At 63.5% G+C, this 20338-nt stretch carries 15 protein-coding genes; 13 read left to right on the top strand and 2 right to left on the bottom strand.

What is annotated here, in order from left to right:
* The first annotated feature begins 196 nt into the window (after window positions 1–196).
* The 8 genes from DKB74_RS14125 (at window position 197) to DKB74_RS14090 (ending at window position 7765) form a co-directional block, all read left to right on the top strand.
* Window positions 197–832, top strand: a complete 636-nt coding sequence (locus tag DKB74_RS14125) for a hypothetical protein (RefSeq protein ID WP_109808782.1) — start codon at window positions 197–199, stop codon at window positions 830–832.
* 253 nt (window positions 833–1085) lie between these two features.
* The gene (locus DKB74_RS14120; RefSeq protein WP_109808781.1) at window positions 1086–1685 is read left to right on the top strand and encodes a TetR/AcrR family transcriptional regulator; all 600 of its coding nucleotides are present in this window, start codon (window positions 1086–1088) and stop codon (window positions 1683–1685) included.
* 20 nt (window positions 1686–1705) lie between these two features.
* Complete coding sequence (locus DKB74_RS14115; RefSeq protein ID WP_109808780.1) at window positions 1706–2707, top strand: 3-oxoacyl-[acyl-carrier-protein] synthase III C-terminal domain-containing protein; 1002 nt, start codon at window positions 1706–1708, stop codon at window positions 2705–2707.
* A complete protein-coding gene (locus DKB74_RS14110) occupies window positions 2704–3684 on the top strand; it encodes an NAD-dependent epimerase/dehydratase family protein (protein ID WP_161956872.1) in 981 nt (326 codons plus the stop codon). Before DKB74_RS14115 ends, DKB74_RS14110 begins: the two co-directional genes overlap by 4 nt.
* On the top strand, window positions 3677–4513 hold the full coding sequence (locus DKB74_RS14105) for an MBL fold metallo-hydrolase (RefSeq protein WP_109808778.1): 837 nt from the start codon (window positions 3677–3679) through the stop codon (window positions 4511–4513). The genes DKB74_RS14110 and DKB74_RS14105 overlap by 8 nt, the downstream gene beginning before the upstream one ends.
* Window positions 4510–5643, top strand: a complete 1134-nt coding sequence (locus DKB74_RS14100; RefSeq protein ID WP_109808777.1) for an ATP-grasp domain-containing protein — start codon at window positions 4510–4512, stop codon at window positions 5641–5643. The genes DKB74_RS14105 and DKB74_RS14100 overlap by 4 nt, the downstream gene beginning before the upstream one ends.
* Entirely contained in the window at window positions 5640–6767 is a 1128-nt protein-coding gene (locus DKB74_RS14095) for a GNAT family N-acetyltransferase (protein ID WP_145961010.1), read from the top strand. Before DKB74_RS14100 ends, DKB74_RS14095 begins: the two co-directional genes overlap by 4 nt.
* Window positions 6764–7765, top strand: a complete 1002-nt coding sequence (locus DKB74_RS14090; protein WP_109808775.1) for an aromatic ring-hydroxylating oxygenase subunit alpha — start codon at window positions 6764–6766, stop codon at window positions 7763–7765. Before DKB74_RS14095 ends, DKB74_RS14090 begins: the two co-directional genes overlap by 4 nt.
* Here the strand turns inward: DKB74_RS14090 and DKB74_RS14085 are convergent.
* Both DKB74_RS14085 and DKB74_RS14080 read right to left on the bottom strand, forming a co-directional pair.
* Window positions 7756–9024, bottom strand: coding sequence for a F390 synthetase-related protein (locus DKB74_RS14085; RefSeq protein ID WP_109808774.1), 1269 nt, complete (start codon window positions 9022–9024; stop codon window positions 7756–7758). The two genes, DKB74_RS14090 and DKB74_RS14085, sit on opposite strands and share 10 nt — an antisense overlap.
* Window positions 9025–9133: 109 nt before the next feature.
* A complete protein-coding gene (locus DKB74_RS14080) occupies window positions 9134–9469 on the bottom strand; it encodes a hypothetical protein (protein ID WP_109808773.1) in 336 nt (111 codons plus the stop codon).
* A gap of 157 nt (window positions 9470–9626) precedes the next feature.
* Here DKB74_RS14080 and DKB74_RS14075 point away from each other — a divergent pair, with 157 nt between their 5' ends.
* The 5 genes from DKB74_RS14075 to DKB74_RS14055 are packed head-to-tail and all read left to right on the top strand — an operon-like array spanning window position 9627 to window position 19921.
* Window positions 9627–13322: a DUF4132 domain-containing protein gene (locus DKB74_RS14075; protein WP_109808772.1), complete on the top strand. Its 3696-nt coding sequence runs from the start codon at window positions 9627–9629 to the stop codon at window positions 13320–13322.
* Window positions 13319–14410 (top strand): ATP-binding protein, encoded by a 1092-nt coding sequence (locus tag DKB74_RS14070; RefSeq protein WP_205007881.1) that lies wholly within the window; start codon window positions 13319–13321, stop codon window positions 14408–14410. The genes DKB74_RS14075 and DKB74_RS14070 overlap by 4 nt, the downstream gene beginning before the upstream one ends.
* The gene (locus tag DKB74_RS14065) at window positions 14365–16809 is read left to right on the top strand and encodes a DUF5682 family protein (RefSeq protein ID WP_145961009.1); all 2445 of its coding nucleotides are present in this window, start codon (window positions 14365–14367) and stop codon (window positions 16807–16809) included. The genes DKB74_RS14070 and DKB74_RS14065 overlap by 46 nt, the downstream gene beginning before the upstream one ends.
* Window positions 16806–17936 carry a VWA domain-containing protein gene (locus tag DKB74_RS14060; protein WP_205007880.1) on the top strand — a complete coding sequence of 377 codons (1131 nt, stop codon included), beginning with the start codon at window positions 16806–16808 and terminating at the stop codon, window positions 17934–17936. Before DKB74_RS14065 ends, DKB74_RS14060 begins: the two co-directional genes overlap by 4 nt.
* Window positions 17933–19921 carry an SWIM zinc finger family protein gene (locus DKB74_RS14055; protein ID WP_109808769.1) on the top strand — a complete coding sequence of 663 codons (1989 nt, stop codon included), beginning with the start codon at window positions 17933–17935 and terminating at the stop codon, window positions 19919–19921. Before DKB74_RS14060 ends, DKB74_RS14055 begins: the two co-directional genes overlap by 4 nt.
* Window positions 19922–20338 lie beyond the last annotated feature (417 nt).

Here is a 20338-nt window from a genome sequence, read left to right as displayed (position 1 = left end):
GGCATTCGCCGCCGAACTCGAAAAGCAACGGGCGGGGTTAACCCCGCCCGTTGCTTCACCCGCGCTCTTGCGCGACAACAACAGTCGGTCTCTGGTTGCCACTGGATGAAAGCCGGGGGTCACGTCACACCTCGCGAGCGATGATCTGGCTCGTTTCATTGTTCACCGCGCGCTCGTCATCGACTCACTCGCCAAAATGCCGCGCGAGTCTGCCGAGGACGTTCTGCACGCCGCTATTCTGCGCAAGCACAGCGACGGCAACGATATACGCGAGAACAATGTGTGGCTCGTGGACGACGAGTTCCTGTCCTACAGCAACATCTATAGCGACGAGACGCTGGCGCGAATCGTTCGCGAGGTCGGCACGGAAACGGAGACAAAGCAGCAACGCAAGTCAGATATCGCCGCGTTCTTCTCTAAAGACAATGAAGGTCGCCCGAACAAGCTCGTCATCATCGAGTTCAAGAAGCCTGGTGCGGACATCTTCGAGAACAACAAGGCTCTGGTCCAATGTCGTCTCTATGCGAGCGAGCTGGTCGATCGCATTCCAACGGTACGAGAAGTGTTCGCCTTCTCGATCGTCGAGATCGACAACAAATTCTACAGAGACATGAAGCAGACCGGTTTCAAAGATGTGTTCTCGCTCAGTGAGCGGGTCGTTTATAACGACTTTGTCATTGGTTCCTCAGACGAGGTTCCGCTTCACCTCTATGTGATGCTGGCCGCCTCGCTCATTATCGATGCGAGGGCACGTAACCGAGTATTTGAAGAGGTCCTGCGCTTCAACATGGACAAGGATCTTCCGGAAGGTGACGAGGCTCTGCCAGCGTAGCGCAATCAAAACGCCCTTAGCATCGTCCCGCCGAAAGCCGTCATTCAAGCGGCGAGCCGAGAATGACGGCTTCGTCCCAAACTCAACCATCCACCTACTACGTGAACGAACGGCAGCGTTCGGGATCGTCATGAGGGGCTCGGAATAACCGAGATTTGGGCGTATTCCAGACGCTGTCTGAGTACGGTGCGAATTTGAAGCGCAAACATCCAGATCTATTGAACACCGTTAAAAATAGCGGCAGTTTCGATGTATGGCGCGCCGATCCGATCACACCCGGGATGAACTTCGAACCATGATCGTTCATGAGGGGCATCGTCAGATGTCTCAGGTTGGGTTTGCCCGATTTTCAGCGCGGGAGGTGGCGAAGCGGATCGGTTACTCGATTGGCACGATCTATAATGTGTTCGGCAGCTACGACATGCTGATCCTCGCGATTAATGCGCAAACGCTGACGCAGTGGCAGGCGCATGTACAAGCCCGGCTGGCGGATGCTCGGACCGACCGGCTGCGCGTGCTGGTGGAGGCCTATTTCGAATTCGCAGTCCTGCACCATCATGCCTGGACCGCATTATACGATCATCGCTTGCCCGACGATGTCGCAGCGCCCGAATATTATCAGGATCATATTCGTTCGCTGACCGGGATTGCCCGTGACGAGATCGCAGCCGCGCTCCCGCCCGAACGACGGGCCGAAGCGGATGGGCTGACCCGATCTCTACTGGCCACCGTCCACGGACATTGCTTTTTCACGCTCAACGGCACGTTCAAACTGCTTGGCGAAACCCGGCCGCTGGACACCGTCTACGCGCGCGTCCGCGAAGCGATCGGGACCAGCTTTACAAGTAACTAAACAGTGTTCAATATATTGCCATGATCCCGAATCGCGGCATCGGATTTCGCCTTGCAGGAAGCGGCGCGGCGCTGCCGGGAACCGCTATCCGGTCGGTCGAACTCGATGCTCTCATGTCACGCGCCCCCGGATGGACCGAGCGGCATTTCGCAATCGCGAACCGCTATTGGGCGCATGGCGACGAAACCAGCTCCGCGCTGGGCGCGGTGGCCGGATCTTCGGCGCTTGCCGATGCAAATTGGCATGCCGACGATATCGATGTCCTGATCTCCGCTTGCGGGGTCATGGAGCAGCCGATCCCGGGCAACGCCCCGCTCATTCAGAGCCGGCTAGGCATCGGCGCCAGCGGGATCGCCGCATTCGACGTCAATGCGACCTGCCTGTCATTTATCGTTGCCCTCGATACGCTCTTGACTGGAATGGCTGTCGGCAAATGGCGCCGGGGGTTGATTGTCTCGGTGGATATTGCCTCGGCTGCGCTTGACTTCGACCAGCCCGAGGCATCGGTCATTTTCGGAGACGGTGCCGCCGCAGTCGCGATCGAAGCGGACGGCCCCAGTCGGCTGCTGGGCTGCCGTCTCGCGACCTATGGGGACGGGTCCGACTTGTGCCAACTTGAGTCTGGTGGCACGCGGATGCGGCCTGACCACGATCTGGACGGGTTTCTCGAAGCAGCGAAATTCAGAATGGATGGCCCCGGCCTATTCGCGGCGACGGCCAAGCGCTTCCCGCGTTTCCTGCGCGACCTCCTCGCAGATAGCGGACTGGGAATCGAAGCGATCGATACGATCGTGCCGCACCAGGCGAGCGCTCCGGCGCTTGAGCATCTCAAGCGGTCGGTGCCTGGCGGCCATGCCCGGACGCTCGACATCTTTCGCGACCACGGCAATCAGATTGCGGCGGGAATGCCGCACGCGCTGCATGTGGCGCGTCAGCGCGGTCTCACCCCGGCGGACAGCCACACGCTGTTGATCGGCACGTCGGCCGGCGTTTCGCTGGGCGGCGCGGTGATTCGCTGGTGAGCCGCAGCGCACTCGTGACCGGTGCGACCGGGGGGCTGGGACGCGAATTGGTGGGCCAGTTGCTCGCCGCAGGCTATCGGGTGCGGGCATCCGGTCGTGATCGAACGATCGGCGCGCAACTGCAGACGGAATTCGTCGCGGCCGACCTGACCCGTGATCCGCTGCTGCCTCTCGTGGACGGAGTCGATGTCGTGTTTCACCTCGCCGCCCTGTCCTCGCCCTGGGGGGCGAGGGCGGAGTTCCAGGCGATCAATGTGACGGCCACGGAGCGACTGCTCGACGCGGCCCGCGGCGCGGGCTGTGGCAGCCTGATCTATGCCTCCACCCCGTCGATCTATGCCGAGCCGCGAGACCGCATCGACCTGACCGAGGATTGCGCGGTCGCGTCGCGATTCGCCAATGATTATGCTGCGACCAAATATGCCGCCGAGCGCTTGGTCCTATCCGCTGATGCGCGAGGATTCCGAACCGTCGCGCTTCGTCCGCGCGCGATCGTCGGGCCTCATGACACTGTCCTGCTGCCGCGGGTTCTACGTGCCGCGCGGCGTGGGCGCTTCCCGTTGCCGGGGGGTGGATACGCGCTGATTGAACCGACCGATGTGCGCGACGCCGCTGCCGCGTTTTTCGCCGCCGACGGGCAGTGCGCAGCCGCGGGTGGCCAGGCGATCAACATATCGGGTGGAGACCCGCGACCAGTGCGTGAGTTAATGCGCGCGCTGTTCAACCGCATCGGACAATCCCCGCGCTTCGTGCCGGTACCTGCGTCGCTTGCTATGGCGGTAGCAGGCGCGATGGAGCGCGTGGCGGCGTTACTGCCGGGCCATCCCGAACCGCCGGTAACACGCTACAGCGTAATGACGTTCAGCTTTAGCCAGACCATGCGGCTCGATCGCGCGCGCGACCTCCTCGGCTGGGTTCCGCAGCACTCCGTCGACGCAATGATCGCCCATGCGCTGCCAGGAGAATGCAATGCGTGAGGTTGCGGTCAGCTTGTTTCGTGCCGGTCACTGCGTTCACCCGCAACGTGCGACAATTCGCGGCGGCAGCGTGCGGCCGGTTATCTTCCCCGCCCTGTCGGCCCTGATCATGCATCCGGTTGAGGGACCGATCGTCTTCGATACCGGCTATGATCCTGCATTTTTCGCTGCGACCCAGCCCTTTCCCGAACGTTTTTATCGCTGGTTGACCCCCGCGACGCTACCGGAGGGCGCAGACGTCGCGAGCCAGTTGCGCCGCGCCGGGATCGCCGCCGGCGATGTCCGCCATCTGATCCTATCCCATTTTCACGCCGACCATATCGCGGGTACCCATGCATTTCCGAACGCCGCGATCCATTGCGCGCGCGAAGGGCTTCGCGCCGCATGCTCGAGTGGCCGGATCAAGGCGTTGCTCGGTGGCATACTCCCCGCGTTGTTGCCCCCGGACATTGCGACGCGCGCGCGCTTCTTTGAAGAAGCTGCACGCGTCCCGCTACTCGACGCTCTGCAACCCTTCACCGACGCCGCCGACATCCTGGGGGACGGTAGCTTGCTCGCGGTCGAGTTGCCTGGTCATTGTCCAGGCCATTGGGGCCTGGTGGTCACCGATGCCAGGCACGGCGAACATTTTCTGGTCGCGGACGCCGCCTGGTCGAGTGACGCGATCCGCCGCAATGTGCCGCCGCCGCGGCTGACTAGCGGGCTTCTCGGCCATGCCCGGCGGGTCGAGCAAACGCTGGCGGCATTGCACGCATTGTGGCGGCGCAACCCAACGATCCGGCTGACTCCAGCGCATTGCCCTGAATGCGCAGCCGAAATCGAGATGTGAGCACCGTCCTTATCACCGGAGCACGCGCGCCGGTTGCGGTCGATCTTGCCCGATCGTTCGCCGCAGCGGGCTATGCAGTCCACCTCGCCGATAGCGTGACGGGCTGGGCCGCACGACTTTCGTCCGCCGTGACCGCGACGCATCGCTTGCCCCCGCCGCGCACAGATTTTCAAGGGTTTGCGGCTGCCCTGCGTGCGCTTGTCGCGGCGCTCGACCCGGTCGCGATCATTCCGACATGCGAGGAAGTTTTCTATGTTGCTGCGGCCGGTCTGGACGACCGCGCACTCGTCCCACCGCCGGGCGTTCTGGGCACGTTGCACTCGAAAATTGCGTTTGCCGCCCATGCACGTGCAATCGGGGTCACCACCCCCGAGACATGGCGGATCACCAGCCGTGCCGAGCTCGATGCGGCGCCTGTCGAGCCTGATGATCTCGTTCTCAAGCCAGAGTTCTCGCGCTTCGCCACGCATAGCTTGATCCGGCCGACCCGCGCGCAGGTCGATGCGATCGACTTCGTCCCGACGATCCCCTGGGCCGCGCAACGGTTCGTTGCGGGGGAGGAATTGTGCCTATGGTCGTTCGCCCGCAGCGGGCGGCTGGTTGCATCGGTGGTCTATCGCCCGATCTGGCGTCACGGCCGTGCTGCGGCCTATGCCTTCGAACGAGTCGCGTGTCCGGCTGCGATCGAGATCGCGCGCGCCATGGCCGCTGCTGATCACCTGACCGGGCACCTCTCGTTCGACCTGATCGTCACGCCAGACGGTACGCCGGTGCCGATCGAGTGCAATCCGCGCGCGGTGAGCGGGCTGCATCTATTCGACGCCCAGCCCGATCTTGCCCGCGCAATGCTTGGCGATGGAGACGCACATGCGTGCGACGGCCTTCGGTATCTGGGCCCGGCGATGTTGCTGCTTGGCCTGCCCGCAGCGATCGCAGCCAAGCGAATGGGCGATCTGGCGCGAGACATTGGACGCGGGCGGGATGTGATTGGCCGTTCGGGGGACCGCTTTCCGATCCTTGGCGCAATGCTCGATGCAACCGGCTTTGCGGCGCACGCGCTGATGGCGCGGCAGGCCGCAGCGGGAGCGACAACCGCCGACATCGAATGGAATGGCGAGGCGATCGGATGATATTGTTCGATCCACTCGAGCCGCCCCCTGACGCCTGGCCGATCGGGTGCGATTGCCGCACCTACATTGAAGGGATCGCTCGCGCCGGCGCAACCGCGATGATCCCGAACGTCGCGACCCGCTGGCTGGCGCTTCGGTCGGACGAACGCGTCTATCCCGTCACGGTCAATGATGGGGATTATGGTGGCAGCTATGTCTGCCTGCCGCATAGCGCCTATATTCTCTATGCGCGCGCGGAGCTCGACATAGTCGATACCGGGTGGATGCGGCCCCTGCTGCGCGCACTGATAACAGGGGCTGATCGTCTGTTGCGCTGGGGTGACGTCAACCGCATCGTCCATGTCGACAACTGGATGTTGTCGACCAATTTGCACGGCGACTGGCAGGGGGAGGATCTCGCCGCGATCGGCGCTTTTCTGACCGAGCGCTTCCCCGACCACGCAATCGCCATCCGATCGGTGGATGGGTGGTCCTCTCCGGCTTTGCTCGAGGCTGCACGGCGACATGGCTGGCAGTTGCTGGCCAGCCGCCAAATCTGGGTGACCGGCGATCTGGAAAAGGAGTGGCGACCCCGACGCAATACGTATCATGACCTCAGGCGTCTTCGCCGCAGCGGCCTGATGATTGACGATTTCGCGGTCATGAGCGAGGCCGATGCGGAGCGCATCGCCGAACTCTATCACCTTCTCTATGTCGGCAAATACTCGCCGCTCAACCCGGTCTTCTCGCCGGCTTATGTGCTGATGACCTGGCGCACCGGAACGCTCCGCTACCGTGGTGCACGCGATGCGGAGGGGAATTTGCTGGCTGTGGCAGGCGTACTGGTGCGCGGCAACGTGCTGACACCGCCGGTCGTCGGCTACGACACCGCGCGACCGCAGTCCGAGGGCTTGTACAGGATCGCCACGTTGCTGTTCACCACCATGGCGGCAGAGCGGGGGTTACGCGTGAACGGGTCCGCTGGAGCCGCGCAGTTCAAGCGCAACCGCGGCGCGACTGGCGTAATCGAGTATATGGCGGTCGCGGCGCGACACCTGTCTTGGCGACGACGCGCCGTGCTGCGCTTCATGCAAATCCTGCTCGACCGTATCGCGGTCCCGATAATGAAGAGGAAGGGTCTATGAGCGAGACGTGGCCGATCGCAATCCGGGACGGGTGGCATCCGCTGGCGGCGCTCGACGAACTTCACGGTAAGCCGATCGGGCGGCGCCTGCTCGGTACGCCAATCGTATTGTTCAGAAGCGAGGGCAAGCCCGTCGCAATGCTCGACCGCTGCCCGCATCGTGCGCTCAAGCTGTCGGACGGACGCGTCCGGGCGGACACGATCGCCTGTCCTTACCATGGCTGGCGGTTCGGCGCGGATGGGCGATGCGTGGAGGTGCCCGGATCCGACGCGGTACCTGCAGTCGCCGTGCGCGTGTTGCCGATCGAGGTGCGCGGCGGGTTGATATGGGCGTGCCTCGCTGAAACGCCACCACCGTTCCCGCGCCTGCCGACGCTGCTTGACGACCCGACGCTCGATCATTTTCAGTGGCTCGTCGCGCCTAGCCAGATGCGGTTGCTGGACGCGATCGAGAATATGTTGGACGCGTCGCACCCCCATTACGTCCACCCATGGTTCCTGCGCGGGACCAAGAAACGCAAGGCGATGCGCGTCGAACTCTCACTCGGCCCTGACGGCGCCGAGGCGATCTATCACGAGAATGCGCGTGCCGACGGAATCATGCCGCGCCTGTTGGAAGGCGAGCGGACAGTGTCGATCGGACGCTACTTCCCCCCGACAATCGGGCAGCTTGAATTCCGGACCGCGCGCGGCTTGAGCGTCTCGCTGACCGCGATCTTTGCGCCCGAGGATAACGACCTGGTCCGGCCGTATGCGCTGTTCTCCACCCGCAAAGGCATCGCCCCCGCCTGGCTCAAACGGTGGGTGCTCAAGGCGTTCAATCTGCCCTTGCTGCGTCAGGACCAGCGGGTACTGGCCGATCAGGTCGAAGCGCTCAAGGATTGGGGCGCAGTCGATTTCGCGATCGGACCGGCCGACCTGATCGGGCCGACCGTTTGGCGGCTTGCCAATAGCAAACCGCAGGCAGTGGAGCAGCGGGTTACGACGCTTTACCTGTGAGGCCATTCCCGGCGAATGCGGCGTAGCTTGCGGCCGAAATCGACCTCCAACACGCGTGACACCGCGATGTCAGGCCGAACGACACCGATGCGATCAAAGGTTGATCCGAGCCCCATGATCACGCGCCCGACGCTATCTTCCGACAGGGAAGGGTCCAGCGATACCACAATCCGGTCTTGCGCCGTCTGTACGATGCGGAAGTCGTTGATCGCACGGTCAGCGTCGACGACCGCATTTCGCAGCACGTCCGGGGTGATCATCCGCGATCGGCCATTGGCGTCGCACAATTCGAATACATCGTCCTGCCGCCCCTCAATGCGCTTCACCGCCTGTAACGGAGATCCGCAAGGGCAAGGCGCGTCCGAAAGTGCAAGCAGGTCATTCATCCGGTACCGAGCCATGATCTGAACGCGGCGAGTGAAGTCCGTGATGAGCGGTGTCACAAGGCCGGTATCGCCTGAAGGCTGCCATTCAAACCGCACCGCATCCTCCGCGAGGTGCAGCGTGCCATATGGGCAGGCGACACCAAACAGACCCTCGGTAGCCATGTAAATCTCACGCACCCGCGCACCGGACGCATCCTCGATCACCGCGCGATCTAGTGGATCGAGCACTTCGGCGCCGCTGAAGATGTTCCGTGCCGTCAAACGCCCATTTTCGGCCAGCCACCGAAGCACCTTTGGTGGAGCCACAATTGTGTCGGGTGCGAATGCCACAAGGTCTTCCGCCCAAGCTTCGACGCCGAGTCCGAGATCGAAGAAGCGTAGTTTGATCCTCCGACCGCGCTCGGCAGAGCGATAGAGTGTGGAGAAACCGGGCAAGGCCAACGCGACACGGTGCCGACGCCACAGGATGTCGGGCAAGGCTTTGGCGAGGATCGTTCCCAGCCACACAAATCGCTCGGCGTCACTGATCACATAGTAGCCGCGGTTGCCGCTGGTCCCGGTACTCTGCCCGATCGGATAGCCGCGGACGCGATCTTCACCGGCATCGATCGCCGCGTGCACCTCCGCTGCGGTGATACCAGGCCGATTATAGGCCGCGAAATCGGCCATGAGATCCGCTTTTTCGGTCGGTGGCACGTCCGCCAGTCGAGCAGGCCCAAGCTGGGCGAACGCACGGACACGTGGCAGGTCGGTAACCAACCATTTTACAACGCGTCGCGCCTGCCACGCGCGCACACTGTCTGGCGTTCGAATCCTGGCGGCAAGCCAGCGGGTCCGCAGAAATGCCGACAAGGCGCTCGTTACGTCAGGCATAGACCCACCGTGATGCTCATGTCATGCCATGCGTAGCAGATGCGCTTGATCGGCCAATCGCCGTTTTCGAGTCTCCGTTGCGCTAGCTCTGCATCTGGAGCTTGGGCGCTTAGCTACCGTGAGCTTCCGCATTCTCACGAGACGTGGCAATCATCCGCTCCCCCGCCGCTCGCTGATCCAGCCCGATTGTGCGAGCCGCCATCCACTCGGGTACATTCCAGCTGGCCGGCAATGATCGAGCGACCGCACCTGGCAGGATTGCCATCAGCAACATGCCACCGAGTGCGTCCCCAACACCGACCCAGATCACTCGCCGCAGCTGGCGATCCGCCGCCTGCCCACGCTCCACGATGCCATCGATGCGGCCGATGGACCGGATCAACCCATCCCGCGTCTCCCACAATAGCGCGCGATCCTCGCCGACATTCAGCTCTTCGTAGGCCAATTGCTCATCTACCCCGCTCGGCTAGGACTATGCGCATCGCTAGCCCTTAACGGGAAGGCCAAATCGAACCTGTCGTGTGGCCGGGTGTCTGAGTGCGGAATAGTGCTAGCCCTTCGCTCCGGCTGTCGATTACAGTCGAGACCAAGGGGGATCGTCGATGCGGCGCTTGTTCAGTGTGATTTTTGGCGCTGGGCCATTGGCCGCATTCAGCGATGCGCGGCTGGAGAAGCACTTTGCGGTGCTTGATCGGGCAAGTCCGGGCCTGATGCGCAAAACCGTGACGTTCGTCGGCATTGGCGATGGTGGATCGGTCCTGTCCACGCTCGGAACCCCTGCAGTTGTATCAGCCTGGAAGAACAGGCCGGGCAGATATGGCGGCGGTCCCTCCCCAGTAGTGCACATGCTGGCTGACGGCGGTGTGGAACTCGATGTCCTCGTTCGCTTTGGTCAGGCGATGGCTGCGCTCGACCCGTTGCCTCAGGGCGGGCATTGGGGAACGTTCGGCACCAAGAACGCGCCTGACTGGTTCCGTCACGCGATATCGAGAGATGCCGGCAACAATCGCACCAAGGCGCTCTGCTCCGTGGGCCGACTTGCTTCTCTGGCGGTGGCGGGAGATGCCGATGCCTCCGCCGTCCTGGATGTGCTTTTCCATCCGGGGCCGGGCGTATCCTATGGGACCACGCACAGCACCGAGATGTTCGGTGGCGTCGCCAATTGGCTGGGCTCGCACGTCGCTTTGGTAACCGAGCATCAATCGAAGCTCGATGCGCCGGGCCGCGCCGAACTGGCGCATGCGATCGGCCGTTTTGATCTGGCTTCACACTACCTCGATCTTCTGGTCGAGTATGGAACATCGGCCGCCAAAACGGTGAGAGCCGCGGCGATGAAGGCGCTCACCGCAGCGCCGCGCGATGCCCTGACTACCGCGCTTGACGAGAGATATTCGAAGTCGAGTCCCGGCATCCGGGTCGAGCTCATAACCTTGGCACTGGGCGCCTTGGGAACCAATTCCTCCGCCTTGCTCAAAGGCTGGAACAAGGTGGAAGCGGAAAAGCGCCCAAAGGATGCCCTAAATCGCGCCTTGGCCAATGTGGAGCTTGGCGAAGGCCCGAAACCAGCGGTCGGCCCCTGGGAACGTGGCTATGTCGCGCTCGATGGGTCGACGGTTTCGCTCCCCCCACGCGCGCCGCTACCGGAGCTTGGGCGCATCACGGACGACGCATTTGTCCACCTGCAGTCGGCTATTCGCAGTTACAACGCCGCAACACTCGCGTTGCGCGAAGCACATCGTCATGAACCCAACCACTGGAGCCGTCATCGCATCGTCGTCAGCGATCGTGATGTGGCGGATTTTCGCGGCTGGATCGAAAAGTCCGGCAAGGTGACGAGCAATCATCCGCGCATCGGGGTGAGCGGGCTCCTGTGGACCCACCAGTTCGTGAAGTGGGATCGCAGCGGGATCGATGCCTTCTTCGCGCACCCATCGGTGACAATCCGGCATCTGATCGCGAGCCTGCGGCATGACGCCGGCTGGACGTTCCTCCCTATGCTCGGCGGCGGCTTTGGGCACGCCGCAGCGCAGGAACTGCAACGGCGGATCAAGACCAGCTCGGATTTCCAGATCGCCGCCGATTTGTGGGTCGAGATGGGTGGTAACCCTCCCGTAATCGAACATCTCCAAGTCGCGTGGCAGGCCTCCCTCGCAAATATCGATCGGGAATTGCTATGGCCTCAGGTTGCCGAGGCCTTTGACGGGATCGATGAAGCGCTTGGCCTCGCGCCGCAGAAACACCAGCCGGTATTGCAGGCCTCGAATGCGCTCGACCTGCTTGAAACGCTGCCCAAGGTGCCGCATCGCTACATGATCCCGCTGATGACGATCGCCACGGGATCGCAGAAGACGTTGCGATTGCAGGCGCGAAACCTGCTTAGCGGCGCGCCGAATATTGATGCCGCGATCATCGACCTGCTCGGCGACGGCAAGCAGGAAGCTCGTGCGGGCGCGGCCGATTGGCTTGCCGCGCGGGGCACGACTTCCGGCATCCCGGCGCTACGTAAGGCGCTGAAAAAGGAAAAGAGCGAGATCGCGCGCGCCGCGATCATCACCGCGCTGCAAAAGCTGGGTGATGACGTTTCCGACTGCTTCGATCCTAAAGGGCTGCTGAAGGATGCCGAAGCCGGGCTCGCTAAGGCTTCAACCAAGGGCCTCGAATGGTTTCCGTTCGATCTGTTGCCGCGCCTGCATTGGCAGGATGGAAAGGCTGTCGATCCAAAGATCGTGCGGTGGTGGGTGGTGCTGGCGCACAAGCTGAAACAGCCCGGGAGCAATGCGTTGCTCGATCTCTGGCTGGACCGTTTGGTGAAGGAGGATGCGCGCCGATTTAGCTTGTTCGTGCTGCGCAGCTGGATCGAGCACGATACGCGGCGGCCCACTGAGGATGAGGGCAATGCCTATGCCGCCGCCAATGTAGCATCGGTGCTGAGCCAGAACCAACAGGCAGTGCGGCAAAACCCGCGATATGCGGAATATTATGTGACGGACCGTGACAAACTGTTCGCGATGCTGAAGCGCACCAAGATGGGCGAGTATTTCGGCAGCGCGAACGATAGCAAGGGCGTGCTCGCGCTGGCTACGCAGGCCGAGGGTGCGGATGCGGCCGCGGCGGTGCGGAGCTTCCTGAAGGATCATGGCGCCCGCATCTCGCAGGACAAGGCGCTGCTCGAAGTCCTGGCCGCAAGCTCGGCGCCGGCGGCGATCCAGGTCGTGCTTTCCACCGCGAACCGCTTCAAGGCGCGGACGGTGCAGGAGCATGCCGCGGCGCTGATCGAACGCATTGCCGAACGGCGGGGCTGGACGCCGGAGGAACTGGCCGATCGCACGATCCCGACGGCCGGGCTCGACGAGCGGGGCGTATGCGAGCTGGATTGCGGCGAAGGTCGAACGTTCCAGCTGGTGCTCGATGCGCAGGATGCGCTGGTGCTTCTCAATCCCTCCGGGCAACCCGCCAAGGCGCTCCCCAGTCCGCGCAACGAAAACGAAAAGCCGCTGATCGCCGAGGCGAAGAAGCAGGTCGCGACTGCGCGGAAAGAGCTCAAACAGGCCGTCATCGCACAGACAGAACGGCTATATGAGGCGATGTGCCTCGAACGGCGCTGGTCGATCGACGATTGGGAGCGGTATTTGCTACGTCACCCGATTGTCGGGCGGTTGGTGCGTCGGCTGGTCTGGATCGGGATCGATGGCGACGGAAAGTCATGCGCGTTGTTTCGCCCCCTCGATGACGGCACGCTGAGCGACGTGAACGATAGCGAAATCGCGATCGACTCCATGGCGCAGGTGCAACTCGCGCATTCGAGCCTAGTCACCGCGAGCGAGGCGGCGGCATGGCGCGCGCATCTCTCCGACTATGAAGTCACCTCTCCGTTCGCACAATTCGAAGAGGACCTGCCCAAGCTTGCCGAGGAGGACGGCGACAAGACCTCGATCGACGATCGCTTGGGCTGGATGATCGAGACCTTCAAGCTGCGCGGAACCGCCAACAAGGCGGGGTTTGTCCGCGGCGCTGCCGCGGATGGCGGGGTCTTCATGACCTATGAGCGCCGCTATGAATCCGCAAAGATCGTCGCACAGATCGAGTTTACCGGCAGTCCATTGCCCGAGGAGAATATCCCCGCAGCGCTCCAGCAATTGCGTTTCGTGAAGCTGCGGCGCGGAGGATGGCACGGGAATGGCGTGCCGCTGAAGGACGTTCCGCCGGTGCTGGTCACCGAAAGTTGGAAGGCATTGCATCGTATCGCGGCGGCCGGAACCGGTTTTGATCCGGCATGGGAGAAGAAGGCGGGATGGTGACCGAAACCGCACTGCGCGCGCCGGCGGAAGAACGCTACTCCGACGAACTGGCGAAGCTGGCGCAAGCCGACGATTCGCCGCGCCCTCGGGGTTGGGTCTTGTCGGCCCGGGCGGTGCGGCGGTTCATTCTGGGCGACCCCAAGCTGGGCGTCGTCCGCAAATTCTATGGCGACGATCCGCTGGTAGATCGCGCGATCGTCAGCCTGATGAGCAATCAGGGGCTGATGCTGGTCGGGGAACCCGGCACAGCAAAATCGATGCTGTCGGAACTGCTGGCGGCGGCGATCAGCAACGATTCAGCGCTGGTCGTGCAGGGTTCGGCCGGCACTACTGAGGATCATCTGCGCTACGGCTGGAATTACGCGCTGCTGCTGGCTGAAGGGCCGAGCGAGAAGGCACTGGTCCCATCGCCCGTGCTTACAGCGATGCGCACGGGCAAGATCGTGCGGTTCGAAGAGATTACGCGGTGCCCACCCGAGGTCCAGGATGCACTGATCTCGATCCTGTCGGAAAAGGCGCTCGCGGTTCCCGAGCTTGGCGCCGAGCAGGCGGTGCGCGCCGTTCCCGGATTCAACGTCATCGGCACCGCCAATTTGCGTGATCGCGGCGTGCACGAGATGTCGAGCGCGCTCAAGCGGCGGCTCAATTTCGAGACGGTCCATCCGATTGCCGACCCGGCGCACGAGCTCGAACTGGTGCTCAAGCAATTGGGCGAGCGGCTCGGCCCCGCCGGCGTGAAGGTCGATGTGGGTGCCGATGTCGCGGACATCCTCGTGCAGACCTTCCAGGATCTGCGCAGCGGCCGCACGAAGGAGGGTGCGAGCCTTACCCGGCCCGAAGCGGTGATGTCGACCGCGGAGGCAGTAAATGTGCTTCATGCGGCGGCGCTGGAGGCGGCGTTCCTGGACAATGGCAAGCTCACCGGCGCGCATCTGGCGCGGCAAATCCAGGGAGTGATCATCAAGGACGAGCCCGAGGACGGCAAGCGCTTCAAGGCTTATCTCGATCATGTCGTGAAGGAACGTTCGGCGCGGAGCGGGCCGTGGCGGGACTTCTATCAGGCGGCGCGCGCGCTGCGCCTGACCTGAGCTGCGCCCCGAACTCCTATATGCCCGAGGATGCGGCAATCCTGCTGTCAGACCTGGAGTGCGACGTCCACATCGCGCCGATCCGGCACCATAGCCCGGCCTGTGCCTGGCATCTGAAGGCCATGATCGCGGAAATCGGTCCGGCCGCCATCTTGATCGAGGGGCCCGACGATTATGACCCGCTGATTCCATTGCTGACGCATGCGGAGACGCGGCCCCCGGTCGCGATTGTGTCGATCCTCGAAGGGCCTGTTCGCGGCGCGAGCTATTTCCCATTCTGTGCGCATAGCCCTGAATATGTCGCGCTCCAGGAAGGCGCAGCACGCGGCGTGCCGGTCCGCTTCATCGACCTGCCGGCGACCGACAAGGCAATGCGTGAGGACGATTCGAATCCACTCGACCCCATCCAGCCACTCGCGCTCGACGAGTGGGCGTTCGACAGCAGCGATTATGTGCGGGCGCTGGCCGATCGCCTGGGTTGCCGTGATGGCAACGAGGTCTGGGACCAGTTGTTTGAGGCGAGGATCGGAGAGGCGGACTGGCGCCGATTCTTCGGCGATGTCGGGCGTTATTGCAGCCATATGCGCGAAAGCACTGCCACGACGACGATGGAAGCGGACGGCACAGTCGTCCGCGAGACGCGGATGGTCGCGCATCTCGCCCAGGCGCGGCGCGAGATCAAAGGGCCGATACTCACTGTGGTCGGCGGCTTTCACGCGCCGGCACTGGCCGAGGCACTACCGAGACTGGAAAACGTCGCGGCTCCCTCACGCGGCAAGGCGGAGCGGTCACCCTATCTGATCCGCTATGGCTATCGGCAGCTTAACGCGCTGACCGGCTATGGGGCGGGCCTTCCGCTTCCGGCCTATTACGAAGGCCTGTGGCAGACCGTGGCGGCAGGAGAAGCTGCCCCTTTCGACAAGCTCGCGCACCGGTTGATCACCGATTTCGCTGCCCATCTGCGCACCGCGCTGCTCGGCGCCTGGACGGCGGTGCCGATATTGGTCGCGACGCTGGAGAACGCGCATCGGCTGGCGGAGCTTCGCGGACGCCCGGGGCCGTTGCGCGATGACCTGATCGACGCCTGCCACTCGACCTTCCTGAAGGGCGAGGAAGCCGGCGACGCCAGTCCGGTGATGGCCGAACTGGTGGCCTTCCTCACCGGCTCGGCAATCGGCGACGTCCCGGCTTCTGCGGGTTCGCCGCCGCTGGTCGAAGCGGTCCGGCAGCGCGCACGCGCGCTTGGCTTTCGCGTCGATGATGGCGAACGGCGCAATCGCGAACTCGATATCTACCGCAAACCGCGCCACCGTGCTGCGAGCCGCTTTCTACATGCTACGGTGTTCCTCGAGACAGGGTTCGCGCAGCGCACCGGCGGCCCCGATTTTCGCTCGGGCGTCGATCTCGACCGGTTGATCGAGCATTGGTCGATCATGTGGTCGCCACTGTTCGAGGCCCGGCTGATCGAACGTGCGGCGGACGGTGACACGATCGAAGAAGCGCTTGCCGCCGAACTCAACCGCCGCCTCGCCGCACTCGAAGCGCAGGGAATGGGCGGCAACGCCAGCGCCGCCATCGATCTGTTCGCTGCCGCCTGCCAGGCCGGCATAGCCGCATATGCGGAGCGCGTGTTGCCCGTGATCGAAGCCGATATCGTGCGAGACGCCGACCTCGCTTCGGTCGCCGCGGCACTGCGCGACCTGATTGGATTATGGCGCGGCCGCGCTGCGTTGGGGTTCGACAATAGCGCGGAGATCGAGAGCCTGGTCGGCACGACGTGGCGGCGTGCGCTCTACCTTCTGCCCGATCTCGCCAACGCGGGAGAGGATCGTATCGCGGCGACCCTCGATGCGCTGGTGGTGCTTCGCGAAGCGACCGGGCTTGCCGACGAGTCCTTGCGCGCGCTCGATCCGGTCCTGTTCGACGAGGCGATAGCCGCGTTGCTCGACACCGAACTCGATCCGGCGCTGGCGGGCGCGGTCGCGGCACTGGCGTTGCTTGCGGGCAGGATAGACGACGCGGAATTCGCTGCGCGGCTGTCGGGCGAGTTGCGGGCCGCTTATCCCGAGATGGCGCGCCGGATTGCCTGGTTACGCGGCGTGATCGCAATCTCGCGCGAATTGCTGTGGCGTGTGCCCGAACTCATCGAGACAGCGGATCAGGTCCTGTCGGCACTCGACGATGGCGGCTTTGTCGAATTGCTGCCGCACCTGCGCATGGCGTTCGCCGCGCTCGATCCGCGCGAGATCGACCGGCTGGCGCATGCCATTGCGGCGCGGCATGGCGAGGATGCGGCGGCGCTGATCGTCCGCCACGATCTGCCTGAAGCCGAAGTGGCTGCGAATCTTCGCGCCGATGCGCGCGTCCGCGAAATGCTCGAAGCGGATGGCTTGCTGTGAGCGGCGATGCGCCTCAACTCAAGCGCTGGCGGATGGTGCTGGGGCGCTATGCCGATCCCGCTCTCAACGGTCCGGCGCTGGATGGTTCCGAACGGCGCATGGATCGTGCGCTCGACTATCTCTACGCCCGCGAACTTACCCAGCGCGGCCTGAAGCAGCACAAGCCCGCGTTCGGCAGCCTCGACCCCAGCCGTCTATCGGCCCTCGACTGGATCGGTGAGGTGCGGGAGCTGTTCCCGCGCTCGGTGCTCGAAATGCTCCAGAGCCACGCGGTCGATCGGCTCGGCCTGACCGAACTCCTGAGCGATCCCAAGACGCTGGATTCGCTCGAACCAAATCGCGATCTGCTGAAGGCGCTGGTCGCCTTCAAGGGACGGGCAAGCCCGGCGGTGCAGGACAAGATTCGCGAAGTCGCGCGCAAGGTGGTCGAGGACACGATCCGGCGGCTCAAGCCATCGATCGACCGCGCCTTTTCCGGCCGCCGCAATCGCTTCCGCCGCAGCCAAACCAAGCGGCTTCAAGATTTCGACTGGCGCGCGACGATCCGCGACAATCTCAAAAACTATGACCCCGATCGCAAACGAATCATTGCCGATCGGCTCCGCTTCACCGGGCGCTCGCGCCGCCAGCTTCCCTGGACGATCATCCTGTGCGTCGATCAATCGGGGTCGATGCTGGGTTCGGTGATCTATGCCGCCGTGATGGCCGCGATCCTTTCCGCTTTGCCGTCGGTCGAGGTGCGGCTGGTCGTGTTCGACACGTCAGTGGTGGACCTGACCAGCGAAGTCGCCGATCCGGTTTCGGTGCTGATGTCGGTCCAGCTCGGCGGCGGCACCGATATCGGCCGCGCGGTCCAATATTGCGAACAGCAGATCAAGCAACCGAGCCGGACCATCTTCGTGCTGCTGAGCGATTTCTGCGAGGGCGGCCCCGTTGCACCGATGGTCGCGGCGGTGCGGCGGATGGCGTCGGCGCGGGTGACCCTGATCGGGCTAGCCGCACTCGATGATCAGGCCGTGCCCGATTACGACCGCGCGACGGCACAGCTTCTCGCCAATGCCGGCATGAAGATCGCCGCGCTGACACCGGACCGTTTCGCCGAATGGATCGCGAGCATCATCGAATGACCCTCGCGGCGATCCTGATGGCGTTCGACGAAGCCGCGCTCGCCGCACTGGCCAACAAAGGCATTGTTCGCCGGGCTGCGCGCGATGTCGAAGAAGGAAAGGCATCGATCAGCGGCTGGGAAGGCGAGACCGCCATCGTCTCCGCGGACGGAGAAACGGTTCGCATCGATGCGCGTGGTCCCGCGAAAGCGAGTTGCACCTGCCCGGCTCCCGGCACTTGCCGTCACCGGATCGCCGCGGTCCTCCTGCTCCAGCAGCAGAAGGAAGAGGTGCCGGAAGAGGATGCCGTACCGAACCTGACCGCCGAAATTGCGGCACTGCCGGAAGACGTGATGATCCGCTTCGCCGGTCGCGCGGCATGGCGGGCCGCGCAGGAGATCGCAGCAAATGGCGGCGAAGTCTCCGATGCGGGAGCCACATTGGTCATCACGCTTCACGGAGAAGACGTAGAGATCCGGTATCTTCGCGGACTCGGCATCGAAGGGATGGTGTCCAAAGCGTCATCTGCGCGGCGCAAGGCACTTCACGCCGCCGCGCTGATCCTGGCGCGCCAGGCCGCAGGCGTGGCGGTAAGCGAACTTTCCGCCGAAGCCGAAAAAACACCGGCAAGCATCGACGAGGCCTTCCTGGGCGAAGTGCGGGATGCGCTGGCCGATGCGTGCCGCAATGGCCTCACTCTGGCACCGCTGACGCTGGAAGAGCGGCTGTTCACTCTGTCTGTATCCTCGCGGGCGGACTCGTTGCCGCGCTTGAGCGCGATGTTGCGGGGCATTGCGCGTATGCTGCGCGAGCGCCGGACGAGAGATTTTCGCTTCGATCCCGATGCGTGCCTCGGCGCCATTGCCGCCGCGGACGCCCTCGCTCGCGCGCTGCCGGCCGTCAGTGATCCCGAGCGCCGTGCCGGGCTCATCGGAACGGTTCGTCAGACCTATGACGAGGTCGGGCCCCTCCACCTCTACGGCGCCGGTGGCGAAACCTGGCGTGCGGAGGGCGGCGCGCGGGGCGCGGTCGCCTACTTCTACGATCCTGCATGCGACCGCTGGTTCACTGCATCAATGGCGCGCGGTGCGGGCCAGGATCCGTTTTTCGATCCCCGACATGCCTTCGCCTCGGAAGCGATCTGGGGCGGGCAGACGCTCGCCGGCGTGTCGCGAGCCGAATTCCGGTTCGATAGCGTCGCGGGATCACCTGGGGGCCGTCTCTCGACCAGCGCGGCAAGCTCGCCGGAAATATCGGGCGCCACCATGCTGTCCCCCGACTGGGCTTGCGCATTCGATCGCTGGGATATGCTCGCCGAACGCCTGCGAACCCGGTTGGTCGGGAGCTTGGCGGCGCCTGCTGCCGCGCAGGAGCCGGTAGTCCTTTGGCCAAGGCGCACTGGGAGGCCTTGGTTCGACGATCTTGCCCAGCAACTGCACTGGCCTCTAGAGGATCGCGGCGGGCAATGGCTTGCCGTGTCGCTAGGCAACGACCCGGATCGCCCCGCGCATCTCGATCACTTGGCATCTGCAGTGTTCCGCCCGGGCTTCAGCGGTGCCGTTATTGCCATAGCGTCCGTCGCCGGCGCAGCGTTCGAACTCCGCCCGATGGCGCTCTTCGACGAGGATGGTGTGCGCTCGCTCGATTTCCAGGAACCCAGCACCCCGAAGCGCAGCTTCTCGGATTTCCTCCAAATATATTCAAGGCGTAACCGCAGCGCACCCGTTCCTTACGCCAAGCCGGCAGGCATCTCGTTTGTGGAGAACGCGGCAACCGAATTGACGGGAATCGCTGAAACAGGCTGTCGCGCGATCAGCCGTTCCGGTAGCCAGCGCCTTGCCGAAATCGGCGCCCAGGCGGAGCGTATCGGCTTGAGGACTGTCGCAGAAACGCTGGCGCTAGTTGCAGTTGCCAGCGGCTCGTTAGCGAGCCAAGTTCTGATTAGCCGCTACATCGTCGATCAAACGCGACTGCGGCTCGCGGTGCTGCCGATGCTGCGGCTCTGAAATTGATGGTATTTGTGCTGGTACGAACTTGATTAGTTCGTAGTTATTCATTTATTTTCAGTTGCTTAGTGCCTTTCACCTGTTCCCGTAGGGGTCACCAATAATTTCAATGGGTTAGCTGATAGGGCGGCCCGCGTGTCAAATATTCATCAAATATCTTTATATGGATGTCTGCACGCTCACGCGGACATCTCGTGAGTTTTCTTCTGGCTTACTCACGGCCTTGGCTTCGCGATTCGTGGCCGCGAGCGGAAGATCCGATCCGAAGTGTTTGCTACCTGATCCATGCTGCTTGTTGATCTGCTCGATCGCGCCCGCATCGGCAAGAACAGCGGCGTCGCTGGCGGAGGGGCCAAGGCGGACCTTAGGCTTTGGGGACGGCGCTTTGAAAGCTGTCGTTGACGAGGTGAAGCATCT

Origin of the sequence: Stakelama portus (assembly GCF_003171655.1) — a bacterium.
Taxonomy (GTDB): Bacteria; Pseudomonadota; Alphaproteobacteria; order Sphingomonadales; family Sphingomonadaceae; genus Sphingomonas; species Sphingomonas portus.
Note: the sequence above shows the minus strand (reverse complement) of the source record. Positions and strands in the feature narration are given on the sequence as shown.